Raw genomic sequence first — 20,960 nt, 5'->3', positions numbered from 1 at the left:
GAATCGCAGGACGTTGGAGCACCCGACAGAGAGGCGCTTTTGGCCTCGTCCGAGGGGGAGAAACGACCGGAGATTCTAGCCGCTAGAGCTGGACAATGCTTTCGCCGAATTTTGAGGTGGGAGTATTACTGCCCACAAATAGCGGGATAAATTCTATTTATCACAGTGAATGACCTAGAAAAAGATAATAAAATTAGGAGGATTACGATGGTGCAGCTTGATTCATTACATCCAATTGTAGAAAAGATAATCAACAATATTGAAAAATTGATGGTCGGAAAACGAAAAGAAACGATCCTAACCTTGACAGCTCTCTTAGCTGAAGGACATGTATTATTAGAAGATGTTCCCGGTGTCGGAAAAACAATGCTAGTCCGGGCTCTTTCTAAATCAATTGATGCTGATTACAAGCGAATTCAATTCACACCTGATTTACTGCCGTCAGATGTAACAGGTGTTTCTATTTATAATCCAAAAGAATTGCAGTTTGAGTTTAAACCAGGGCCAATTATGGGGAATTTCGTGCTTGCTGATGAAATTAACCGTACCTCGCCGAAAACACAATCTGCCTTACTTGAAAGTATGGAGGAAGGCAATATTACAATAGATGGCATCACAAGATCGTTACCAAAACCGTTCTTTGTAATGGCTACACAAAATCCGGTCGAATATGAGGGAACATATCCTTTACCAGAAGCTCAGCTCGATCGTTTCTTGTTGAAGCTAAAAATGGGCTATCCTACCCCAGAAGAAGAATTTGAAATTTTAAACCGTATGGAAAAAACAAATCCACTCTCTCGTTTACAAGCTATTACTACAATAGAAGAATTACTGCATTTACAACAAAGCGTACGGGAGGTAAGCATAGACAAATCCATCAAGCATTACATTGTAAAACTTGTTAATCAGACTCGTTCTTATAGTTCTATACAACTTGGTGCAAGTCCACGCGGCTCAATTGCTTTAATGAAGGCTTCGCAGGCTTATGCATTCATCCATGGCAGAAATTATGTTATTCCAGACGATGTTAAATTTTTAGCTCCTTACGTTTTAGCTCACAGACTCATTCTGAAAATGGAAGCAAAATTTGAAGGAATAACGGGAGAAAAAGTTATCGCCAAAATCGTTGCACGAACTACCGTACCGACTCAAAGGACGATGAACCTTTGATGAAAAGACTACTACGTGCACTTTATCACGTTACCAAGTTATTGCTAGTCCCTTTATGCCTTGTCTTAACATTTGTGTATGCTATGCTGCAAGGAGGATTTGTAAGTTGGTTTTTGTTTTACAGCACGGTTCCTTTCGGCCTTTACTCATTACTACTTCCCTTCTACTCTTTACGGGACGCTGAAGTGAGACGAATAACGAATCAAAAAGAATATCTAGCGGGAGAACAATTTTTAAGTACGATTACAATAAAAAGAAAACTCCCTTTTCCCTTGTTTTATTTAGTTGTAGAAGATGAACTGCCGCCGCAATTTACAAATTGGAATCAAACAAAGGCGAATAAAGTAATACTCTTTCCAGGATTGAAGCGACATATTTCGTTTCAATATGTCATTGGCACAATCCCTAGAGGAGAGCACAATTTTTCGAGCGTACGTGTAAAAACTGGCGACCTATTCGGTATTATGGAAAAAGAGACCATTTTTTCAGTTCCTGATACATTTTTAGTCTATCCTCAATATGTAGATATAACGTATCGACAATTGGAAAATCATTTCGAACAAGGAACACTTTCAGCAAATATAAATTTAACAAAAGACTCTACAATCTCTGTCGGTGTCAGAGATTATAAGCCTGGTGATCGTTTTTCATGGATTGATTGGAAGGCAACTGCACGAACAAACAATATTATGACGAAAGAGTTTGAACAACAGCGCAGCCATAATATCATGATATTCATGGACAGAACCCCATCTTCTCTATTCGAATCAGTCGTTACATTTACTGCATCTATTGTAAGGGCTGTCTTGAAACAACATTCACCAGCATCATTCGTATCTGTCGGAAAAGAACGAACGATTTTCCCTTTAGATAATGGAGATACTCAGTTACAACAAATCTTTTGTCATTTAGCGAAAGTACAAGCAGATAGTATATCCCCGCTCTCTCAAATTGTAGAAATGGAATTAAGAAAAATCTATCAGCCAATAACCATTCTATTTGTGACAAGTGATCTTTCTCCCGATATTCAAAAAACGGCTGATTGTGCTGCGATAAAAAATAGAAAATTAATGGTGTTTGTTGTGAAAGAAAAAGCGAACCAACTCTCACATCGAGAACTAAACATATTAGAAACGCTACAAAAACGAAAAATATTTGTAAAAGTGGTTTATGAAAACCGTTATACAAACGTGTTTTTTGAGGTGAGCAGATGATAATATTACAAGCAAAAAATCAATGGGATATGAGCAGATTCTTCATGCATGTATGCGGATTTTTTCTTTTACTAGAGTGGCTAAGACCGCTTATAGGTATTACAAACGTAGGTAGACTAGATATTTTTGTAATATTTATAGGGGTTTGCTTCACTCTCTCTTTTTTTCAAACAAGGTGGCAGATTCCTATAAAAATTGTAACGATCTTATTCATCATTCATTCCCTATTTTACAAAAACGCTTTTATAAATCCATCTTGGCTAACAGCATTCTTTTCTGATATTTCTCGAAATTCCTCTCTGTTTTTTCAGGGGAATTTGCTAGATATTTCTCCCGTTTTTCCGACATCCCTATTTTTTCTATCATTCTGGTTTTTATGTTCTTTCATCTCTTATTGGATCATTCATAAAAAACGCGGATTGTTATTTCTTGTGTTAACTATTATTTATATCACGACTTTTCATAACTTACATCTATACAACGCATACTTTGCTATTATTCGTACTGTTATCATCGGCTTTTTTCTGCTTAGTCTTCTTCAAATTGAACGAATAAAAGCAAGCGAACACTTACATAATTATGCTAGACATATCTCGAAATTACTGAGACCTCTTACGATATTTATTGTATTGTCAGCAACCATCGCATACTTTGCTCCAAAATTTGGCCCTCAATGGCAAAACCCGCTGAATTTTTTGAAATTCGGCACATCTGAAGCGAGTAAGAAACTAGAAGTTGCTAAAATTGGGTACGGTTTAGATGACTCGCAATTAGGCGGGCCTTTTGAGGCAGATCATACAATTGTTTTTACAGCACAAACACAAAACAAACAATATTGGAGAGTAGAAACAAAAGATTTTTATACAGGAAAAGGCTGGAAAGTTTCTGAGGAACCAAAAAAAATTTCTTTTAAAAATAAAAACGACGTCATGAGCTGGTACGAACAAAATACAAAAACGGAGACAAATGCAGCAACGATTACTATGCAAAAAAGTTATCCTCACCTTATTTATCCAGCAGGATTAGTATCTGTTGAGGCTGCTTCTGATGTATCATACAGCGCGGACCCGTTTTCAGAAAAAATTTATACGATGAAGGGAAACTCTTCGACTACTTTAAATTCGTATAAAGTAACATATAAGATCCCGCAGTTTTCCATAGAAAGTTTGAAAGCTGTAAAAACGAATGAAGGTCATGAAACAAGTTCTTATTTCATGACTAAGTATACACAGCTTCCAAAATCATTACCACAGCGAGTAAAAGACTTGGCTGTCAATCTTACAAAGGATAAAGACAACCGATATGATAAAGTATTAGCTATTGAAAGTTACTTCACAAACAATTCTTTTGTATACGAAACAATGAATGTCATGGTGCCTGCCAAAAACCAAGATTATGTAGATCAATTCCTTTTCGATACAAAAAGCGGATACTGTAATAATTTTTCGACGTCTATGATCGTATTACTTCGTTCCGCCTCGATTCCCGCTCGCTGGGTGAAAGGTTATACAGAAGGCACTCTTGACAATACATTTATTAGTTCAGAAAGTGATAGCGTATATAAAATCGCGAATAATAACGCACACTCTTGGGTCGAAGTATACTTTCCTGGATATGGATGGGTTCCGTTCGAACCAACAAAGGGATTTACCAATCCATATAATTTTATAAATAACGCTCCAGCTTCCACTTCGCAAAATAGCGAAGTAATCACTTCTAACAACGAACAAATACAGCAGCGGAACAATGAAGCAAAACTCAAAAGTTTAATAGAAAATTCAGAAAAAGTCTCTACTAAAAAGATTTCAAATTCTAAAGTGGCATTTTCTTGGTGGTACGTATTCCTCTCTACGATACCACTGAGTATCATGGGATATATTCTCTTTACGACTAGAATGAAGTGGATTACATTCTTTCTGATTCTTTTCTATAAATACCGAAAAGGTGATGCCGTTTATCCAAAAGCCTACGATGCACTTTTAAAACAATTTGCGAGAATCGGTATCCCCCGGGGTGAAAGTCAAACATTACGAGAATACGCCCTCCGCATCGATATGCTTTACAACTCAACTGATATGCAACAACTTACTCTCAATTATGAGAATGCTATGTATCAAAATGGGCAGGCCGCAGACGAATGGAACAAATCCGTACAATTATGGGAAGTACTTATGAAAAGAGCGGCTTCTCTTCCTAAATCAAATGGCTTCGATGCAGTGATTTAATTTTTGAATAATGTGGTTTTAAAGGAAATGCCTCAAAGGCTGTCACACTTCCATTTTACCAAAGAACGGTTTCTTTTTGTTTTTCTTGATATAAAAAGGGGCAATCCCTCAGCCAATTTTCCATGGCTTTTGGGACAGCCCCTTTAATCCTTTAACTGATAGAAAACCTGTTCAATTTTGCCTCAGTACCAAGCATGACAGTGTTAAGCTCATTCCCTCGGCTATCTTGTCCCCTTCTGAAATAGAGACTGCGTAAAAAATTCTTGCTGTTCACGCGAGCAATCACCTGACTACGACTTCTCGGCAAATTGCAGCATTGTGTTAAGCCGCTAATCCAATCAGCGATTTCTTGATGTGGAAGTAACTCTTTGTCAATCATCGTATCCACGATGTTGACCAACCGCTCATCATCCTCATCGCTAAAAATGTGTCTACCATTATGAAGCATGCCAGAAATAGCGACAAGAACCTCGCGTAGCATTGCGACGCTACTCTCCTCGCACTGCACCAGCTCGACAAAAACATCCGCACCGTGAGACGCGCTGTGAGCCCAGCCTCCTACTGAAAGGTAACCTCGCAGATCCTTCTCCTCTTTATAATAACGGAGCATTGCATGCATTAATTGCTCAATTTCCGCTTGATTGAAAAATGGATTTTGTCTGTGGTGTTGCACAATCAAAGCGATAGGCAAGGCAGAGAACGTCCTTGTAAAAACTGACTGATCATCCTCGCTGCCAATATTATAGAACAAATGATTCTCATCAGTCAGAACAGTTAAGAGGCTACGCAATTCCTCTCCACTGAACCTATTCTCTTCCTTAATCCACATATAAAACATCGGATAAATCAGGTTATCCCGTAATTCTGGCTGAAGATCGCCAATATATTGAAGTAACAAAGGTAAGAAATCTTGATGCTGCTCACCTTCGCGTAACTTATACTCATCCTTCTCAATTCTTTTCAAATCCAGCATTAATTTTGTCCTTGTATCGCTCATTTTCCCATCCCTCTCATCATTCGTTCACTCGCCCATCATCTAATTTCTTTCCCACATATGTTGAGTCCCAACCCTCTAACCACCTTTTCATTGATTTTTTAGGGTTTGTCCATGACCTAGAACCTGGATAGTGTAGTGCCCCTGTAAAAGGGGACTGAATTGCATAGCTATCTTTGTTTGTAACCGTGGCAACTACTCTCTTTCAATCTCAACCTTTTCGAGTACACGTTCTTTCAGTAAGTCATCCTTCATTTTGATTGTACGAGCTACTTCAGTCACATTCTGTCCTTTATTAACTGTTAATAAAAAATCAGTTGTCATCACAATCGGACTACCAGTTTTAGGGTCAGTAGGATAATTTATACCTAACTCGTTTGCAATAACAATGTAAACCCTTTTTACGCTCGGTCTACCGCTGTGGGCTTTGTCCCCTAACTAATAAAAACACATTTCATTAATCACATTATATACATAATAGACATTTTTTCGAATATCCGATTATTCTATCTATTTTGTATAAAAAATAGAATAGTTAACAGAACGGCCATCTTATGCTTCTTGTTACAAAGACTAAGAGCTACTTTGTTCTTTGAGGCGTTTTTTTAATAAACATAATAAGAGATAGCTAACTTCTAATCTCCTCCGCCGTCTCCCCCACTATCTCCTGAACTGCCACATCCACTATCACTGCTACTATCACACCCATTATCAATATCCCAATGATGAATCTGAAGAACTATTTCTTGATTTTTTTCTTTTGTTCGTCTGTTTATTAGTTTGATCTTCTCCCTCGAACAGTACAAACAATGCTAAATAAAGAAAAAATAATACCATCATTACCAGAAAAAGCAGCATCGAATCCCCAAAACCAGTTGGTTTAATAGCTAAAAATAATCCCCCACATATACATGCTGCTGTTATTCCATATATTATTTTAGCTATCGATCTTTGTTTTCTATTAATTTCTAATTTCCTCTGTTTTCTTTTTTTATTCATATTTCCCCTCGTTTGTCATTTTCTTTAGCCGCATCTATCTTTTATTTTCTCTAAGGCATAACAATCCCTTAATTTGCTTAATATGATGGTTGTCATGTTCCACCATTCCTTTGAAATATTCATTTACTGTCATTTCATTTGACCCTATTTTAAAAATAATCTCTAAATTCTTATCTACTAACGAATCTAATAATCTTTGTCTTGTTTCACAGACCTCTTGAATTAGTTGTACCTTACTAATTCCTGAATGTGCATATTTCTCCGCCAACCTATTCATATCTTCTACATTTACTTTAGATTTAGGAAGTAATTCCCCATTATTCATACCCTCAAGACGTTCCTCTAAAATAAATCGATCCCAATACATGAGATGAGAGATAATTGCAGCCGTTGACCATTTCCCTTCACTAATAGGACTAAAAAATATCTTGTCATTTACTGCCTCCAAAGAGTTAAGAAAAGGGATTAACTGATTTAATTCTTCTATAACGCAATGAGTTGACTTTTTCAAAATTCTCTCCTCCTTTTGTAAAGTTACAATAAATGTATTTCATTCTAATGTCTTAAACATGTATAACCCCGTCCTAAAATCAGAACGGGGTTATACATGTTTAATTTTGGTGTAAAATACTTCACCGTATTTAAAAATATAACAATAACGCCGTTTACATATAAGTTGGGATCTTCCACAATCACGTCTGATTACCGAAGACCAATAATTTTTTCCGTGCCTTTCAAGTTAAGTGGATAAATGACAATTTACCGGTAATTGTCATGGATTGGTTGGAACAAATCTTCTTGGGTAGTCCGAACAACAGAAAAATTATCAACATTGTAATGACCATGAAGTATTTCATTGTGATGACTTATGATCTTTTCAGCAGATAGGATTGACGAATCTGTCGTCGAATGACCATCGCCAACTAAAGTAACATCAAAATGATTCACCGTTGCAGTTCTAACAGCCGTGTCAATACAGTGTTCTGTTTTACATCCCATGATAACAAGATGTTCGATCTCGTTTTCCTTTAAAAAACCCATTAATGGTGTACCATAAAACGCATTTGTGGCTGCTTTATCAAATATTTTTGCAGTGGTTGGCACCTTTAACTTCGGGTGTATTTGAAACCCTGGACCTTTTCCTTCAGCAACATCTTTATCCCTTATGAAGACGATTAAAGCTTGTGATTCTATTGCCTTATTAATAACTAAATTAATGTGATCTAATAATGCTTCTTTATTAAACACACTTTTCATTTCATTATTACCATCAACTAATTCTTGTTGGACATCAATAATAAGCAAGGCTTGTTTCAATAGAAAAACTCCTTTTCATTATAATTTTCACACATATTCTCCATACTTTTTCTTCATTTTAATATTCATAAATATCGCCTCCCTTATCTTTTAATTTATTTCGTTATAGAAATATAAAATCCTCTTTTACAATCTGATATTATGTAGAAATTTTTACCTTTTGTTATTTAACTAAATGGTCCTTTAATGGAATGATATGACTGACTTTTTAAAATGTAGTGTTTTTAAAACAAATGAATAATCATTAAACACAGAAAAAAATCCCTGATTTGATTAAAAAGCAGGGATTTTTGGTATTTTAATAGACTTAGTGAAATGAATAAATAAGCAAATACGGATTAACGAATTCTAGCCTTACGGAAGCCATCAAATACACTGCTTGCCGCAGATATCATATAAATGAAAATTCCACCGCCAACTACCCACGTTCTAAATTGATTAGTAGTAATACTAAATAAATCCGTTATATACGTAATGAAATCTTTACTTATTACATTTGGGTTTAATACGATTACAATAAACACAATCGTTCCAATTAGCTGGAGGACAGTATTGCATATTGCCATTCTTTGCGTCCATTGTCTCTTTATTAATTTATAAAGGGATAATGCTATTTCTAAACCGATCATAATAACAACGATTGGCCAATACTGAAGCAAAACATCTTGACTGAAAGTTGGTGTCACAAATTCAAGGCCGTTTCCACTTTTTTCATATACACCCACAAGATGATTCGCATAAAAATAAAGTGTTGCCCAGATTGCAGTCCACATTAAGCTTCCAAATACTTCGAACCTTGAAATTGCTTTTTTCTTAGGGATATTTTCCTTAGGGATATAATGGATATTTTTCAAATCATCAGGAGTCCATTTTTTAAGACTTGCTGTTAATGGTTGCTCATCTTTTCCTTTATCTGTTCTTTCTAAAATAGCAAACACAAGTGTTAGCCAAAAGAATACATGGATCCCAACTTCAATGATTCCCCCTATTCCTTTGCCCATAAGACTCAAAATAATATTTATAGCCGCTTGATCTCCACTATATCCAATAAAATTTTCGGCAATCATCGAAATTAACGAAATGACAGCGGCAATCGGTAAAATCATTTTTAGTAACGTCACATATACATCAAAATAGCGTGGACCAATTAAGTGCATTGGTCGATCCCGATAGCCACTAGCCATAGTGACTGGACTCCCTAATTTTTCAAGAACCGACTTTACATCTTCTTCACTGTAATCATCAGGCAGCATATCCTCTATGGTTGACCGTAACTCAAGTGTAATATCCTCACGATTTTTTTCAGGAAGCCTCCGAGCAACTTCCTGAATATAAATCTCAATTAAGTTCATCATCTTCCTCCCCCTTTATTAAGTTATAAAGCTCTTTCGAATTATTTATCCATTCCTTTTTTAACTGCAAAAAGATCTCTAACCCATATTCACTTAAAACATAGTACTTACGTGGTCTACTCTCAGATGTATCCCAACTACTCGACACCAACTCCTGTTTCTCTAATCGGCGAAGCAATGGATATAAGGTACTTTGATCTATAGCAATACCTGATCCCTCCAATAACTGAACAAGTGAATATCCATACTGGGGGGTTCGTAATTGACTTAAAACCGCTAATGTCAACGTTCCTCTCCTTAGCTCTGTCGTTAATGAATTCAATAAAGTACTCATTCACCCACCTCATTTTTATTACTATATGTCATACAGTATTTAATTTATACTATGCATCATACAGTATTGTTGTGACAAAAAATAATTGAAAATGAGAAATATTTTAAAATATAAACAGGATGTTTGAATGTTTAAACTATACAAGTAGACCAACTAAAATCTAAAGATTGTTTTTTATGGTAATATAAGGATTGAAGGAAACCTATTTTAGTCTAAAGGAGACGTTTAAATGTTAACAATAAGGATTGAGAAAGCATCTATTATAGACGCTGAAACATTAACAGCAATTTCGAAAAGAACCTTTGATGAAGAAGCAAAAAAATGGCTTCCAGATCAAGAAAGTATAATTGACTATAACATTCAGCCACCAGGGTATGCTTCAATTGAAATGACAAAGTATATGATTAAAGAGTTAAATTCCTTCAAAATTATATATAATGAAACGATTGTGGGTGGAATTATTGTCACGCTTTCAGGTCAGTCTTTTGGGAGGATAGACCGTATTTTTGTAGATCCTAACTATCAGGGGAAAGGCATAGGATCAAAAGTCATAACTTTGATAGAAAAAGAGTTTTTAAATGTACGAGCTTGGGATCTTGAAACATCTAGTAGACAAATCAACAACCACTTCTTTTATGAAAAGATGGGATATGAAGCAACCTTTAAAACAGAAGATGAATATTGTTACATAAAAAGAATAGGAACTTCATCAGGAATAGAAAACTTAGTTGAAAATGAGGATATTTCAGATACCCAATATGAAAACTGTAATATGGCTAAGACGGATTGTTATCAGGTAACTCTAAAAGGCAGTTCTTTTAGCAACAGTAACATGATAAGCAGTCATATTAACAACTGTAACCTTAGTCATTCAAAGTTCCATAATATAAATTTTATAAGCACATTGTTTGCCGATTTAAATTTTTCTAACAGTGAAATGGCTTTCGTGACTTTAGATGGGGTTCGTTTCGTTGATACAAATCTTGGAGAAGAAGATAATCCAATTACGTTTAAAAGATGCAATCTTAAAGGTAGTAAAATAACTCATAGTAACCTTAGGGATGTGGAAATACAGCAAAGTGATATAACAGGTATGAAGATAAACAATATTCCAGTTGCAGATCTTCTTGAGTTGTATGATCAAGTAAATAAAAAGTAACCAACTTATGTTTTTTTTAAGGAGCTTATATATTAGTCATGTCTAGTATGTTAGCTCCTTTATTTTCTAATAGTCTCCTAAAATTAGGTCTTGATAACATCTAAAGAAAAAAAGCCGATTTCCTGTACGCTAAGGAATCGACTCTTTTATGTTTTTTCTACACTAAAGCACTCGTTAGTTCGTAATTCGTTTCTAAATTCACATAGAAAACGTTCTACACCTGGATACTTTTCACCCAGACTTGTTATCTCGAAACCGTATTTTCGATTTAATGATTTTAAATATCTTCCATATTCTTGCTCAACTTTAAAAATGAACGCAAAGTGAGACAGTATATTAAAGTTTGATTAATATTTTTTCTTATCCAATGACTTGTGTGAGCCGTCACAGTTGGGCTGTTTTTGAGATAGCCCACAAGTACAATCATTTAATCCCTTTCCATCGAGAATTCTCTGGGTATATTTTTCAACCCTTGACTCTCGAGTTTTGGATTGTTTGGCTTGAGAAAAATAAAGAATGTATGCTCTTTGCCGTCCCGGTGTCAATGATTCAAAAGCAGTTTTAAAAGTAGGCATTTCATCGAATTTATTTTGAAGTTCTTCAGGAATTATGAATTCTTTATGCTCTTTCTTCTTCACTTCTAAACCGGCTTTTTCGACTTCAATGGCTTCATAAATATAGGCTTTCAAGATGGTTTCCATTTCAACTATTTCTTGAACATTGGTGAATCGAATCTGGCGCCCCGCCTGTACATTCTCCGTTTGTTGGATTAGAATCCCATGAGTATCCTGTAACAAGGCACCTTTGTGAAACGAAAGCGCACAATATTCTTTAAATCCATGTATTAAAACTATGTTTTTTTTCTCAAACGTGTAACAAGGATGCATCCATTTAAATTCTTCGGTTAGCTCACAGTCAAGAACAATATTTCTCAACTTCTCATATTCTTCTTTCCACTTTTTGGCTGCCTTTAAAAATTCATCAACCTTAGGATTCATTCTACTATTTGTCATCAAAGAACACCCCTCTGCAATTTTACAATCAGCTGACAGTCAAGAATGATCATTCTCAATTTCCCGATTCTTTCTGTCACTTTTTGGCTGCATTTAAAAACTCATCAATCTTGAATCATTTTCCATCATCCACTTGGCAAGTTTTCTTGATTTTCCAGCAAGATGGCATCTAAACAATTCATATTCTTGGCAATTAATTAATTTATTTTCATATGGATATCGTCGGAATTCATAAAATTTAGTCTTTCAAAGCAAACGGCTTAGTCCTATACTGAGCCGTTTGCTTTTGCCTATTCATTAGCTAAGCTACACTTCTTCAAAATTTCTTTTCTATCTTAACATATATATAATTTAGTGCGTGAAAAAAGGACCAAAAACGGATGTTTAAGGTACTTTTTTCATTTCTAATGACTCTATATATTTCTTAATCACATGAAATCTTGGACTACTAAGTACTGTTGTAATAGTTGATGAGATGCCTAAAACTATAAGTATTCATTTCAAAAAGTTATGATAAGCCTGCCTTTGATTTATATACGTTTCATTTCATCGATAATCTTATATATCCCCTCTTCAATCCTTTCTGTTTTTACATTCGACACATTCAACTTCAATATTTTTTCTTTTGGAAACGAAGATAAATAATTTTTCTTAATCGAATCTAGTAAGATTTTATTATGCTGTAACTTTCGAATAAGCGATTGAATGATAACCTTCTTATTTAGGATGATGTGTGTATGCACACACGGTAAATTTGCATCGTGATATTGAAATAACTGTTTGTTCATACTACTCCATTCTTTCAAAGAAGCAGCTAACCTCTTGGACCTTTCGTAATAGGAAGCGCGAGTTTTTTGTTTATGCCGATCAAACATCCCGCTCTTTATGTAAACTTCTAGAGCTGCTTGTGAAATCATCGAGCTATCGATATCTTGTAATTTTTTATATGTAAGGAAGATTTCAGTTAAACAATCAGGTATAACGGCAACACCAACACGGAGCCCTGGAAAAATAATTTTAGAGTAACTTTTCAAATAAATAACCTGGGAAGAATCATCGTAACTATACATCGGATCTGCTTTCGCATCTCTTTCTAAATCCGCTAAATAATCATCCTCCACAATAAACACATCATATTTCTTCGCTAAACGGACAATGGATTCCTTTTCTTTCTTAGAATACGATGTTCCTAATGGATTATGAAATCTGGGCATTGTATAAAAAAATTTAATATCTTCTGTTCGAAATATATGTTCTAATTCATTTAAGTCGATCCCTTCGGCTGTTCGTTCTATGCCAATCACAGGAATGCCATGCGTTTCTAAATATTCGATAAACAAATGATAACTCGGCTGTTCAATTAGAAGCGTTTTCTTTTTATTTGGAAACGGAATAGAAGTTAACAAAGATAATGCCTGCTGAACACCTGATGTAATAAAAATATTTTCTTCATTCGTAAATACTTGATAGTTTGCTAATTGCCTTTGGATCACTCGAATTAACGAAGGCAGTCCTTTCGGAGTCCCGTATATAAATAAGTCATTTTTATATGTATCAATTGCTTTATTCATGCAATGCTGAAAATCTAAATATGGAAAAATATCTGGATCAGGTGCAGATGTTGCAAAATCTATGACACTACTATGCCTAACAAGATTTTCGTTTGTTTTTTTCACAACATAGTATCCGCTTTTCAAAACGGAGTATATCATATGTCTTTTTTCTAACTCTTGAAGCGCACGAATAATGGTACTTTTCGTGCATTGATAACGCGCACTTAAAGATCGAATAGAAGGTAACTTATCTCCTTCTTTTAATTCACCAGTTTGAATTAACTTTTCTAAATCATTAAAAACAATTAAATATTTATACACGCTTACACCTCTATATATTTTTGTACCGGTACAGATTGTATGTATTTGTATTGTAGCATCCGCAAGAAAACTTTACCATTTACATATACTGGCCAGTAAGAAAATTGATGATACGAGGTGTGACTATGACACAAACAAAAAAAGCATACGCCGCAGCCATTCTTTATACATTCATTATTGGTTTTTCATTTATGTTTGTAAAACTAACCCTTACAATCACGGGACCACTGGATACATTAGCTCATCGATTTACTGTTTCTTTTCTAACCGCATCTATTCCAGTGATATTCGGTTTGATCAAATTAAATATTACCTTTAAAAATATGCTTTCTATTTTACCTGTAGCCATTCTATATCCAGCTTTATTCTTTACTTTTCAAGCATTTGGATTAGTGTATACCTCTTCTTCTGAAGCAGGAATTATTCAAGCCACCATTCCTATCTTTACAATGGTATGCGCCTCTTACTTTTTAAAAGAACGAACAACAATTTGGCAAAAACTATCCCTTCTTTTATCTGTATCTGGCGTTATGTTTATTTTTGTTATGAAAGGATTTGGCTCTCATACTACTAATTTTACCGGTGTGATCCTTATTCTCTTATCAGCATTATCATCAGCTGGTTATAACGTTCTAGCACGAAAGATGACAAAACAATTTCGATTAATCGATGTAACGTATATGATGACTGTAATTGGGTTTGTTTGCTTCAATACATTATCTATCGGAAACCATATTACAGCTGGAACTATGCATCTATATTTTCAGCCCTTTACAAACTCGTTATTTCTAATTTCCATCTTATATTTAGGAATCCTTTCCTCACTGTTAACAGCATTCCTATCAAATTACGCTTTATCCATTGTAGAAGCGTCAAAAATGAGTGTATTTAGCAATGTGTCTACTTTAATTACAATGTTTGCTGGTGTTATCTTTTTACATGAAGAACTAGCGTATTACCATATTATTGGAGCGATCATAATTATTCTCGGCGTATTAGGTACAAACTTTCTAGATGAAAGATATATGTCAACGAAGAAGAAAAACGTTAGTGTGTAGAAGAAAAATCCTGTTTTGATCTAATCAAAACAGGATTGCAACGATATTAGATACTCTATTCATTATTTTATAACTGCTCTTGTGCCTCTAATCTCAGCATCGCACCAAAATATTGCGAAGCAGTGGTAAAAGCAATAAATGCACACAGCTCACTTATTTCTTCTTCACTTAAACATTCCCTCAAAATATAAAAAGTTGAATTTGATATATCTCCCTTTTGCTTAAAAAACACTTCTGCAAATCCTACTGCAATAGATATTTTTTCATTAAACTTATCAAACTCAGGTTTTCCTTTCGCTTTACAATACTCACAGCCATTACTTTGCGCCAACGTTCTCCTTACTTGTTCCTTTAATTCAGCAGAGAGCAATCCATCTTTTTCTAATACATCTCCTAAGTGAGACCATCCTTTCATCACTTCTATGTTATGCCCTAAAAGTCTTTGAAATGGTGATTCTCCGAAATTCGATTCAATAATTCTTGCCATTAAAAGCACCTCCTTGTTATATTAATTATAAAAAAACAGAATTATTAAATCACATTAAATTAATAAAGAATCGCCAATAAATATTTTAAACATTTAACGAAAGAAAGAGGATTTATTTAAAAAATGAAAATAGATAATATTGATAAAAAAATAATAGATGAATTACATAATAATAGTCGTTTATCAATGAGCGAAATTGGAAGAAGAGTTCATTTATCTTCGCCATCCGTAACAGAACGTGTAAGACAAATGGAGTCATTTGGAATAATAAAAAAATATACTTTAGAAATTGATTATGAGAAATTAGGTTTACCTATCCAATGTATAATAGAAGCAACAGTCAAAAACGGAGACTATAAATCGTTTAAAAATTATATAGAGAAACTTCCAAACGTAGAATTTTGTTATCGTATAGCAGGAAATGCTTGTTACATGCTAAAAATGCAATTTGAAAATTTTTCTAAAGCAGAGGAATTCATTGAAGATGTAAATCCATTTGCACATACTGTTACACATTTTATTTTTTCACCGGTTCAAACAAATTTACGAATGAATACGGACTAAACATCCGCCTAAAAATTGCTAAAGTTTAATAAATTATTCCTAAATCTTTAGTAAAAGAATCCCAAAAAGATTTAGTTAATCTGATTAGGATTAGCTAGCCTTCATCACATTAACGTAAGAAAATGGTTTTTAAAGATATTCGCAGGAGGATTTATATTGAAAAAGAAAATTACTTATAGTGTAATTGTTTTAGTAACTTTATCATTAGGAACGTACATCACTCTAACATATAATGATAAAAAAATAGAAGAAAAGGTTCAGGAAAAACCGAAAGCTCAAACCATTCAAAAGCAACAAAAAGATAGTTATGTAGTTAGTAATGATGATTTATCCAAAGCAGCTCAGTCTATTGGAGAAATCAAAAACGAGCAAACTATAAATGACATGATGATAAACATGTCTTTCCAAAAACTTACGTTTGATAAAAATAATCTTCATGTTCGCGGTACCCGTGATGTAGGTCGAGTTCAAATGACCAAGGAAAACATCCAATACTTAAAAAACAACTTGAATGTTAGTAATGATGATAAAAGGCCAAAATATGAATCTATTCTGAACAAATGGTACAATGGAAATTTCGAATCTGCAGTTGAAGACTTTTTAGAAATTCGTTATTTACGTCTTGGAAAAAAGGTAAGTGCAGAGGAATTTAAACTAGCTAAAAAAACCGATAGCGATGAAAAAGAATATATTCTCCATTTCTTTGGTCAAGAAGGATTAGATATTCATAATAAAGAGTGGAAATAAGGAGCGTTGTAGCAATGAAACTGAATATTTCATTGCACAATATGAATTCTCTTTAATTATTAGTAAATATTATAAAAGTCATAAAACAAGGGAAAGAAAGACGAACGCTCTGAAGAAGTTGAAGAAATAGATTTGCATCCTCAATGAACAAAATTTCCGACACTGTTTTACAGTTTTGTTTATAAAGTGAAACTTCCATCAGTGGAGGTTTTCTTCATCCCCCACTGATTATCAGCCCTCACCAATCGGGCTTTTACGGGCAGTTTATCTCCCGCCTAACTTCTTAAGAAAAGCGGAAGCGGCTCGTTCAGAATCGTAGGACGCCCACGCCCCTGACAGAGAGGCGCTTTCTGCCTCGTCCGAGGGGGCGAAACGACCGGAGATTCTAGCCGCTAGAGCTGGACAATACTTTCGCTGAATTTTGAGGTGGGAGTATTACTGCCCACAAATAGCGGGATAAAATTAACCACCAATGTCTCCCTCTGCCATCATAACGCTAATGGATGCGGCGGCAGTTTTGAATCTAATCAAAACAGGCTTTCAACGATTTTATTGATATTTTTTTGCAACAAAGAACTCAATAAAAGGTAGTGTAATCATTGATAACCCTAATAAGAATAATAAAAAAATGTTGGTCGTTCCATTTACCATTTTGTCACCGATAATTGCTCCAAATATAAAAAGAATGATAAGAAAATAACTAATTTTAGAACTTTTCTCAGTAATTTTTTGGCCCAGTTCTTCTTCCTGCAAAATGCCATCCTTTTCTTCCTTTGTTCCCCAAGTAATACTAGTCAAAAACATTGAAAGTAACAACCCTATAGCAACAATTTCATTAAACCCAACGTCTTTACCTACTATCATTTTATAAATAGTAAAGACAATTACAATTGCAGTGGCAATCCCGTAGATTATGGCACCAATTTTCCTTCTACTCATTTTTTCCCCTGCCCCTCATACAAAAATAATTGATCAACTGTAACCCCTAAATTGCTTGCTATATCAAAAGCTAAATATAAACTAGGATCATATTTGTTATTTTCCACAGCGTTAATTGTTTGCCTGCTAACATTACATAAATCTGCTAGTTCCCCTTGTGAAATGTTCTTTTTCTCTCTGTATTCTTTCATTCGATTTCGCATAAAATTGCCACCTCTATAGCCGATATAGGTGTAAAAAACATTTTACACCTATATTATAGAAAAACACTCTTTAGGTGTCAAATATGTTTTACATATATGTATCGCCAACAAAACTCGAATAAAGAACAAAATAGAAAAACAGCCAGCCTTCACCACATTAAAAATTCTCGTTTTTTCTTGCTGAGTAACTGGAAAATGGCAGGTGTTGATTAATAAAAAAAGCTATCCTAAGTCGGATAGCCAAAATCCATGTATCTATATCTAATGTGCTTTCATTTACGTCCCCGCTAGTTGAACAAATAATAAAGCCTTTAAATTTCTGATAAGCAAGTTTCAATATTTTTTTGCAGTGATAACAAATTAGAGTCTGAGTTAATTTCTATATAAAAACTTTTTAAAAATGACTTACAGTTTGCTTTTAGGAACAAATAATGTTCATCATCAAGCTCTTCTTTTTGAGATTTCATTTCCATTGGTATACCTTTGATTAAAGCTTCTACTTCCTCTATCTCTAATCCTCGATTTAACATTTCTAGAATTGGTCTTATAATTCTTCCGTCTTCATTATGGATATAAACACCTTTTGTGTAAAATATTTTTTTCCAAAGCGTTTCTAATATATCTGAGTAATACTTCTGTTCTATTTTTTCGTTTTTCACAAGTTCCGCACAAGCGTCAGCCACATGTGCTACACTATGAGCCCATCCTTTTTCAGAGATATATCCCCTTAAATCCTGTTCTAAATTAATATAATGAATTAACTCATCTTTTGCTTTATAAACAATGAATTGAGGTAGAAAATGATCTTCGTTATCCTTGTATAAAATGACTGCTATTAAAAGTGAGGTAAATGACCTTGTAAATACAGTGTCTGTCCCATTCTCGCCAATCCCTTTAAATAACAAGTCACTTAAACAAAAATCCAATATTTCCGCTAATAATTCATGCGCAAGTTCATTATCTAATATCAATTGACAAAAAGAACTGTAAATCAATTCTCTAAGTTCGCTATCCGTTGAACCGATATGGTTAATCATCGCTTTAACAATATCAATCTTGTTCTCTTCATCCCATGTTTTTTGCCCGCTTTGAATTTCCTTTAAGACTTTTTCCAGTTCATTTTCCTTTATTTGTACTGGGTTGGACAGTAAATTCATCATTTAATTTTCTTCCTCCTAGTTTATAGCAAGAACAATACTGCTAGGATAAGAAGTCCATAAACCTAGGGAAGTATATTAATAATCCTTTATCAATAAGCAAATTAAAAAGATTATCTATTTACGATAATCTCACGCAAATTCATTTCTGATCATTATCGCTTACGGTTTAACATACCTGTTATAAGTAGGCTTAATGCCGGACATCGTAATTTTTATTGTTCTTGTATGAAATTTAAAAGTATACAAGATTACCCCTCCTTACACAAATATATTTCCTAACATATTCCATTATACAGTAATGCACAACTTTAGTAATTAACATTTATGAATTTTTAGAATATTTTATTTTATAATACGAAAGTAAAGCTTCTATCAGGGGAAGTATTTTCATCCCCCTACTGAACCAATCGAGCTTTTACGGGCAGTTATTTTTGCACGTACACGATTAAAAAACTAAAATATCTTACATACATAAAAATGAGACTTCTATATGGACTACTACCGCATGTCCAACAACTTAAGAATTTTATAACGCCCCAAAACAAAAAAATTGTACATTTCACCTGGAGATGTCAATTTTCTCATTTTGGGGTATTTGCTTTTCTTAGCTTGATAGTGATGGGGCTCTATCCCTTCTATAACTAAAAATCATTCTCGTTCTCATTCAACTTGTTTTCTCTTTCTAGAAATTCTCTATATTCTCACACAAAAAGTCATCTAACGTACGGGGCTCTCTACCAAGCAACTGTTTCACAGTATCCGTAGGTCTTTCTGGCAGCATCACAGACATGGCCTGAATTTCTAAAACGTGATCTGCAAGCCACGGGGGCATGCGTTCCTGCTCAATTAGATTACGTCGTAATACTTGAGGGTCCATGTTGATATAGCGAATTGGCCGACTTAGCAGAACGGATAGTTTACTTGCAATTTGTGGATAGCTATATACTTCAGAGCCGGTAAGTGTGTATACTTTGCCAGCTATCTTACTGTTAGTCAAAACTTCCGCAGCAACATCTGCAATATCTCGGCAATCAATGAAGTTACATGGAGTATCCCCCATAGAACCGTAGAAAACATCTTGCGTTACAATCGTCGGTGCAAAGCGTAGTAAGTTTTGCATAAACGCATATGGACGCAGCACAGTATGAGTGATATTAGATTTAGCTAGAGTTTTCTCAATTTCATGATGCCATCTTGCTACTGCTACTGGAGCGTTTCGATTAAAAGCTGGACTAGATACTTTTACAATGTGCTCAATTCCGACTTCTGCAGCAATACGAATAATCGAAGTCTCCAGCTCAACTTGCCTAGGACTGTTAGACATCGCAAGAAAAAGCTGGTTCGCCCCTGTAAACGCACAGCGCAACGATTCAGGTTCAGCTGCATCGGCCGATGTTATTTCAATAAGTGACTGGTCTAAATCTCCAATCTGCATATGCAATTTCTCAGGATTTCTACTCAGTGCCCGAACAGGAATACTCTGGTTAACTAAACGTTTCAAAAGTGCACCGCCAATCGTACCCGTTGCCCCAATCATAACAATCATCTTCTATTCTCCTTTGAATGAAATATTTTTTTAAGGTTCCTACGCCACCGCCATGTTATCGTTGCGCTCGCGATTACTGCAGATAGTGGAAAATCAATCCACACCCGATTGAGCCAGACAAAGTGGTTGAACGGCCCAAACACTTCCATTAAAAAAGTTGTCATCCACGCAGCAAATATACCAATCGCAGCCCCAATTAATGTGAAAACTACCATCACAACTAAGTGATTTACACCGATAAGCCATTGATTATGAATTCCTCGTCTCTCTAACCAAAGACCAAGTATCAAAGCTACTATGGCTGATATTCCTCCAATCGTTGTCAGTGCAGCAATTTGAAGGTTCTTACTACCAGTAATCAGTCCCCCAATCCCTGCCATCATGGCCGGGCCAACATAAGCCATCAATACTTCACGCCATAATACAAAAGTTTTTACCTTGGTACCCGTATCCGCAATAGCATATACCTCTTCCGTCTTATCCGGATATTTTACGTTTCTCATGTACTCACCTCCTTTCTTTTTATATAGTTAGGTTCCTTATATAATTAGGAACCTAACTATATAAAAAGAAAAATAGGCTAGCTCTACTAGCCCTTTCTGATT

General features: G+C 34.8%; 21 protein-coding genes and 1 pseudogene. 7 read left to right on the top strand and 15 right to left on the bottom strand.

What is annotated here, in order from left to right; translation table 11 throughout:
* The first annotated feature begins 207 nt into the window (after window positions 1–207).
* From MR076_RS05890 to MR076_RS05880, 3 genes are read left to right on the top strand one after another with little or no spacing between them, the layout of a single operon-like run.
* On the top strand, window positions 208–1,170 hold the full coding sequence (locus tag MR076_RS05890) for an AAA family ATPase (RefSeq protein WP_242218605.1): 963 nt from the start codon (window positions 208–210) through the stop codon (window positions 1,168–1,170).
* A complete protein-coding gene (locus tag MR076_RS05885; RefSeq protein ID WP_242218603.1) occupies window positions 1,170–2,384 on the top strand; it encodes a DUF58 domain-containing protein in 1,215 nt (404 codons plus the stop codon). Before MR076_RS05890 ends, MR076_RS05885 begins: the two co-directional genes overlap by 1 nt.
* Window positions 2,381–4,609, top strand: a complete 2,229-nt coding sequence (locus MR076_RS05880) for a transglutaminase TgpA family protein (RefSeq protein WP_242218601.1) — start codon at window positions 2,381–2,383, stop codon at window positions 4,607–4,609. The genes MR076_RS05885 and MR076_RS05880 overlap by 4 nt, the downstream gene beginning before the upstream one ends.
* A gap of 151 nt (window positions 4,610–4,760) precedes the next feature.
* Here MR076_RS05880 and MR076_RS05875 read toward each other — a convergent pair whose 3' ends face one another.
* The 7 genes and pseudogenes from MR076_RS05875 to MR076_RS05845 all read right to left on the bottom strand — a co-directional run bounded on the left by MR076_RS05875 (window position 4,761) and on the right by MR076_RS05845 (window position 9,605).
* The gene (locus MR076_RS05875; protein WP_242218599.1) at window positions 4,761–5,606 is read right to left on the bottom strand and encodes a DUF2785 domain-containing protein; all 846 of its coding nucleotides are present in this window, start codon (window positions 5,604–5,606) and stop codon (window positions 4,761–4,763) included.
* Between the two features lie 195 nt (window positions 5,607–5,801).
* Window positions 5,802–5,993 (bottom strand): annotated as a pseudogene (locus MR076_RS05870) (TnsA endonuclease N-terminal domain-containing protein); the annotation flags it as partial.
* Window positions 5,994–6,314: 321 nt separating this feature from the next.
* Window positions 6,315–6,602 (bottom strand): hypothetical protein, encoded by a 288-nt coding sequence (locus tag MR076_RS05865; RefSeq protein ID WP_242218597.1) that lies wholly within the window; start codon window positions 6,600–6,602, stop codon window positions 6,315–6,317.
* Window positions 6,603–6,636: 34 nt separating this feature from the next.
* Entirely contained in the window at window positions 6,637–7,113 is a 477-nt protein-coding gene (locus tag MR076_RS05860) for a DinB family protein (protein WP_242218595.1), read from the bottom strand.
* 248 nt (window positions 7,114–7,361) lie between these two features.
* A complete protein-coding gene (locus MR076_RS05855; RefSeq protein WP_242218593.1) occupies window positions 7,362–7,919 on the bottom strand; it encodes an isochorismatase family protein in 558 nt (185 codons plus the stop codon).
* 338 nt (window positions 7,920–8,257) lie between these two features.
* Entirely contained in the window at window positions 8,258–9,271 is a 1,014-nt protein-coding gene (locus tag MR076_RS05850; protein ID WP_242218683.1) for an HAAS signaling domain-containing protein, read from the bottom strand.
* On the bottom strand, window positions 9,258–9,605 hold the full coding sequence (locus MR076_RS05845; RefSeq protein WP_242218591.1) for a PadR family transcriptional regulator: 348 nt from the start codon (window positions 9,603–9,605) through the stop codon (window positions 9,258–9,260). Before MR076_RS05845 ends, MR076_RS05850 begins: the two co-directional genes overlap by 14 nt.
* A gap of 229 nt (window positions 9,606–9,834) precedes the next feature.
* Here MR076_RS05845 and MR076_RS05840 point away from each other — a divergent pair, with 229 nt between their 5' ends.
* Entirely contained in the window at window positions 9,835–10,764 is a 930-nt protein-coding gene (locus MR076_RS05840; RefSeq protein WP_242218588.1) for a GNAT family N-acetyltransferase, read from the top strand.
* Between the two features lie 347 nt (window positions 10,765–11,111).
* Here the strand turns inward: MR076_RS05840 and MR076_RS05835 are convergent, their stop codons facing one another.
* Together MR076_RS05835 and MR076_RS05830 are read right to left on the bottom strand one after the other, a co-directional pair.
* Window positions 11,112–11,777 carry a DUF1801 domain-containing protein gene (locus MR076_RS05835; RefSeq protein ID WP_242218586.1) on the bottom strand — a complete coding sequence of 222 codons (666 nt, stop codon included), beginning with the start codon at window positions 11,775–11,777 and terminating at the stop codon, window positions 11,112–11,114.
* Window positions 11,778–12,307: 530 nt separating this feature from the next.
* Complete coding sequence (locus tag MR076_RS05830) at window positions 12,308–13,651, bottom strand: aminotransferase-like domain-containing protein (protein WP_242218585.1); 1,344 nt, start codon at window positions 13,649–13,651, stop codon at window positions 12,308–12,310.
* Window positions 13,652–13,776: 125 nt separating this feature from the next.
* Between MR076_RS05830 and MR076_RS05825 the strand changes: the two genes are divergently transcribed.
* Entirely contained in the window at window positions 13,777–14,709 is a 933-nt protein-coding gene (locus MR076_RS05825; RefSeq protein WP_242218583.1) for a DMT family transporter, read from the top strand.
* A gap of 67 nt (window positions 14,710–14,776) precedes the next feature.
* Here the strand turns inward: MR076_RS05825 and MR076_RS05820 are convergent, their stop codons facing one another.
* A complete protein-coding gene (locus MR076_RS05820; RefSeq protein ID WP_242218581.1) occupies window positions 14,777–15,196 on the bottom strand; it encodes a carboxymuconolactone decarboxylase family protein in 420 nt (139 codons plus the stop codon).
* Between the two features lie 123 nt (window positions 15,197–15,319).
* Here MR076_RS05820 and MR076_RS05815 point away from each other — a divergent pair, with 123 nt between their 5' ends.
* Window positions 15,320–15,760 carry an Lrp/AsnC family transcriptional regulator gene (locus MR076_RS05815; RefSeq protein WP_242218580.1) on the top strand — a complete coding sequence of 147 codons (441 nt, stop codon included), beginning with the start codon at window positions 15,320–15,322 and terminating at the stop codon, window positions 15,758–15,760.
* A gap of 183 nt (window positions 15,761–15,943) precedes the next feature.
* Window positions 15,944–16,507 (top strand): DUF6241 domain-containing protein, encoded by a 564-nt coding sequence (locus MR076_RS05810; protein WP_396021666.1) that lies wholly within the window; start codon window positions 15,944–15,946, stop codon window positions 16,505–16,507.
* A 549-nt stretch (window positions 16,508–17,056) separates the two neighbouring features.
* On the opposite strand, the gene MR076_RS05805 is transcribed toward MR076_RS05810, so the two are convergent.
* From MR076_RS05805 to MR076_RS05785, 5 genes are all read right to left on the bottom strand, one after another.
* Window positions 17,057–17,446 (bottom strand): hypothetical protein, encoded by a 390-nt coding sequence (locus MR076_RS05805; protein WP_242218578.1) that lies wholly within the window; start codon window positions 17,444–17,446, stop codon window positions 17,057–17,059.
* Window positions 17,443–17,649 (bottom strand): helix-turn-helix transcriptional regulator, encoded by a 207-nt coding sequence (locus MR076_RS05800; RefSeq protein WP_242218576.1) that lies wholly within the window; start codon window positions 17,647–17,649, stop codon window positions 17,443–17,445. Before MR076_RS05800 ends, MR076_RS05805 begins: the two co-directional genes overlap by 4 nt.
* A gap of 311 nt (window positions 17,650–17,960) precedes the next feature.
* The gene (locus tag MR076_RS05795) at window positions 17,961–18,809 is read right to left on the bottom strand and encodes a DUF2785 domain-containing protein (protein ID WP_242218574.1); all 849 of its coding nucleotides are present in this window, start codon (window positions 18,807–18,809) and stop codon (window positions 17,961–17,963) included.
* A gap of 682 nt (window positions 18,810–19,491) precedes the next feature.
* Window positions 19,492–20,355, bottom strand: coding sequence for an SDR family oxidoreductase (locus MR076_RS05790; protein WP_242218571.1), 864 nt, complete (start codon window positions 20,353–20,355; stop codon window positions 19,492–19,494).
* Complete coding sequence (locus tag MR076_RS05785) at window positions 20,352–20,858, bottom strand: hypothetical protein (protein ID WP_242218568.1); 507 nt, start codon at window positions 20,856–20,858, stop codon at window positions 20,352–20,354. The genes MR076_RS05790 and MR076_RS05785 overlap by 4 nt, the downstream gene beginning before the upstream one ends.
* Window positions 20,859–20,960 lie beyond the last annotated feature (102 nt).

The organism is Bacillus cereus group sp. BfR-BA-01380 (assembly GCF_022663535.1).
Classification (GTDB): Bacteria; Bacillota; Bacilli; order Bacillales; family Bacillaceae_G; genus Bacillus_A; species Bacillus_A cereus_BB.
This window is presented reverse-complemented; position numbering and strand designations above follow the sequence as displayed.

What these genes read in the sequence shown, in the direction of transcription:
- MR076_RS05890 (WP_242218605.1), top strand. Translation starts at nt 208, where the DNA reads ATGGTGCAGCTTGATTCATTACATCCAATTGTAGAAAAGATAATCAAC.
- MR076_RS05885 (WP_242218603.1), top strand. Translation starts at nt 1,170, where the DNA reads ATGAAAAGACTACTACGTGCACTTTATCACGTTACCAAGTTATTGCTA.
- MR076_RS05880 (WP_242218601.1), top strand. Translation starts at nt 2,381, where the DNA reads ATGATAATATTACAAGCAAAAAATCAATGGGATATGAGCAGATTCTTC.
- MR076_RS05875 (WP_242218599.1), bottom strand. Translation starts at nt 5,606, where the DNA reads ATGAGCGATACAAGGACAAAATTAATGCTGGATTTGAAAAGAATTGAG.
- MR076_RS05865 (WP_242218597.1), bottom strand. Translation starts at nt 6,602, where the DNA reads ATGAATAAAAAAAGAAAACAGAGGAAATTAGAAATTAATAGAAAACAA.
- MR076_RS05850 (WP_242218683.1), bottom strand. Translation starts at nt 9,271, where the DNA reads ATGAACTTAATTGAGATTTATATTCAGGAAGTTGCTCGGAGGCTTCCT.
- MR076_RS05845 (WP_242218591.1), bottom strand. Translation starts at nt 9,605, where the DNA reads ATGAGTACTTTATTGAATTCATTAACGACAGAGCTAAGGAGAGGAACG.
- MR076_RS05840 (WP_242218588.1), top strand. Translation starts at nt 9,835, where the DNA reads ATGTTAACAATAAGGATTGAGAAAGCATCTATTATAGACGCTGAAACA.
- MR076_RS05835 (WP_242218586.1), bottom strand. Translation starts at nt 11,777, where the DNA reads ATGACAAATAGTAGAATGAATCCTAAGGTTGATGAATTTTTAAAGGCA.
- MR076_RS05825 (WP_242218583.1), top strand. Translation starts at nt 13,777, where the DNA reads ATGACACAAACAAAAAAAGCATACGCCGCAGCCATTCTTTATACATTC.
- MR076_RS05820 (WP_242218581.1), bottom strand. Translation starts at nt 15,196, where the DNA reads ATGGCAAGAATTATTGAATCGAATTTCGGAGAATCACCATTTCAAAGA.
- MR076_RS05815 (WP_242218580.1), top strand. Translation starts at nt 15,320, where the DNA reads ATGAAAATAGATAATATTGATAAAAAAATAATAGATGAATTACATAAT.
- MR076_RS05805 (WP_242218578.1), bottom strand. Translation starts at nt 17,446, where the DNA reads ATGAGTAGAAGGAAAATTGGTGCCATAATCTACGGGATTGCCACTGCA.
- MR076_RS05800 (WP_242218576.1), bottom strand. Translation starts at nt 17,649, where the DNA reads ATGCGAAATCGAATGAAAGAATACAGAGAGAAAAAGAACATTTCACAA.
- MR076_RS05795 (WP_242218574.1), bottom strand. Translation starts at nt 18,809, where the DNA reads ATGATGAATTTACTGTCCAACCCAGTACAAATAAAGGAAAATGAACTG.
- MR076_RS05790 (WP_242218571.1), bottom strand. Translation starts at nt 20,355, where the DNA reads ATGATTGTTATGATTGGGGCAACGGGTACGATTGGCGGTGCACTTTTG.
- MR076_RS05785 (WP_242218568.1), bottom strand. Translation starts at nt 20,858, where the DNA reads ATGAGAAACGTAAAATATCCGGATAAGACGGAAGAGGTATATGCTATT.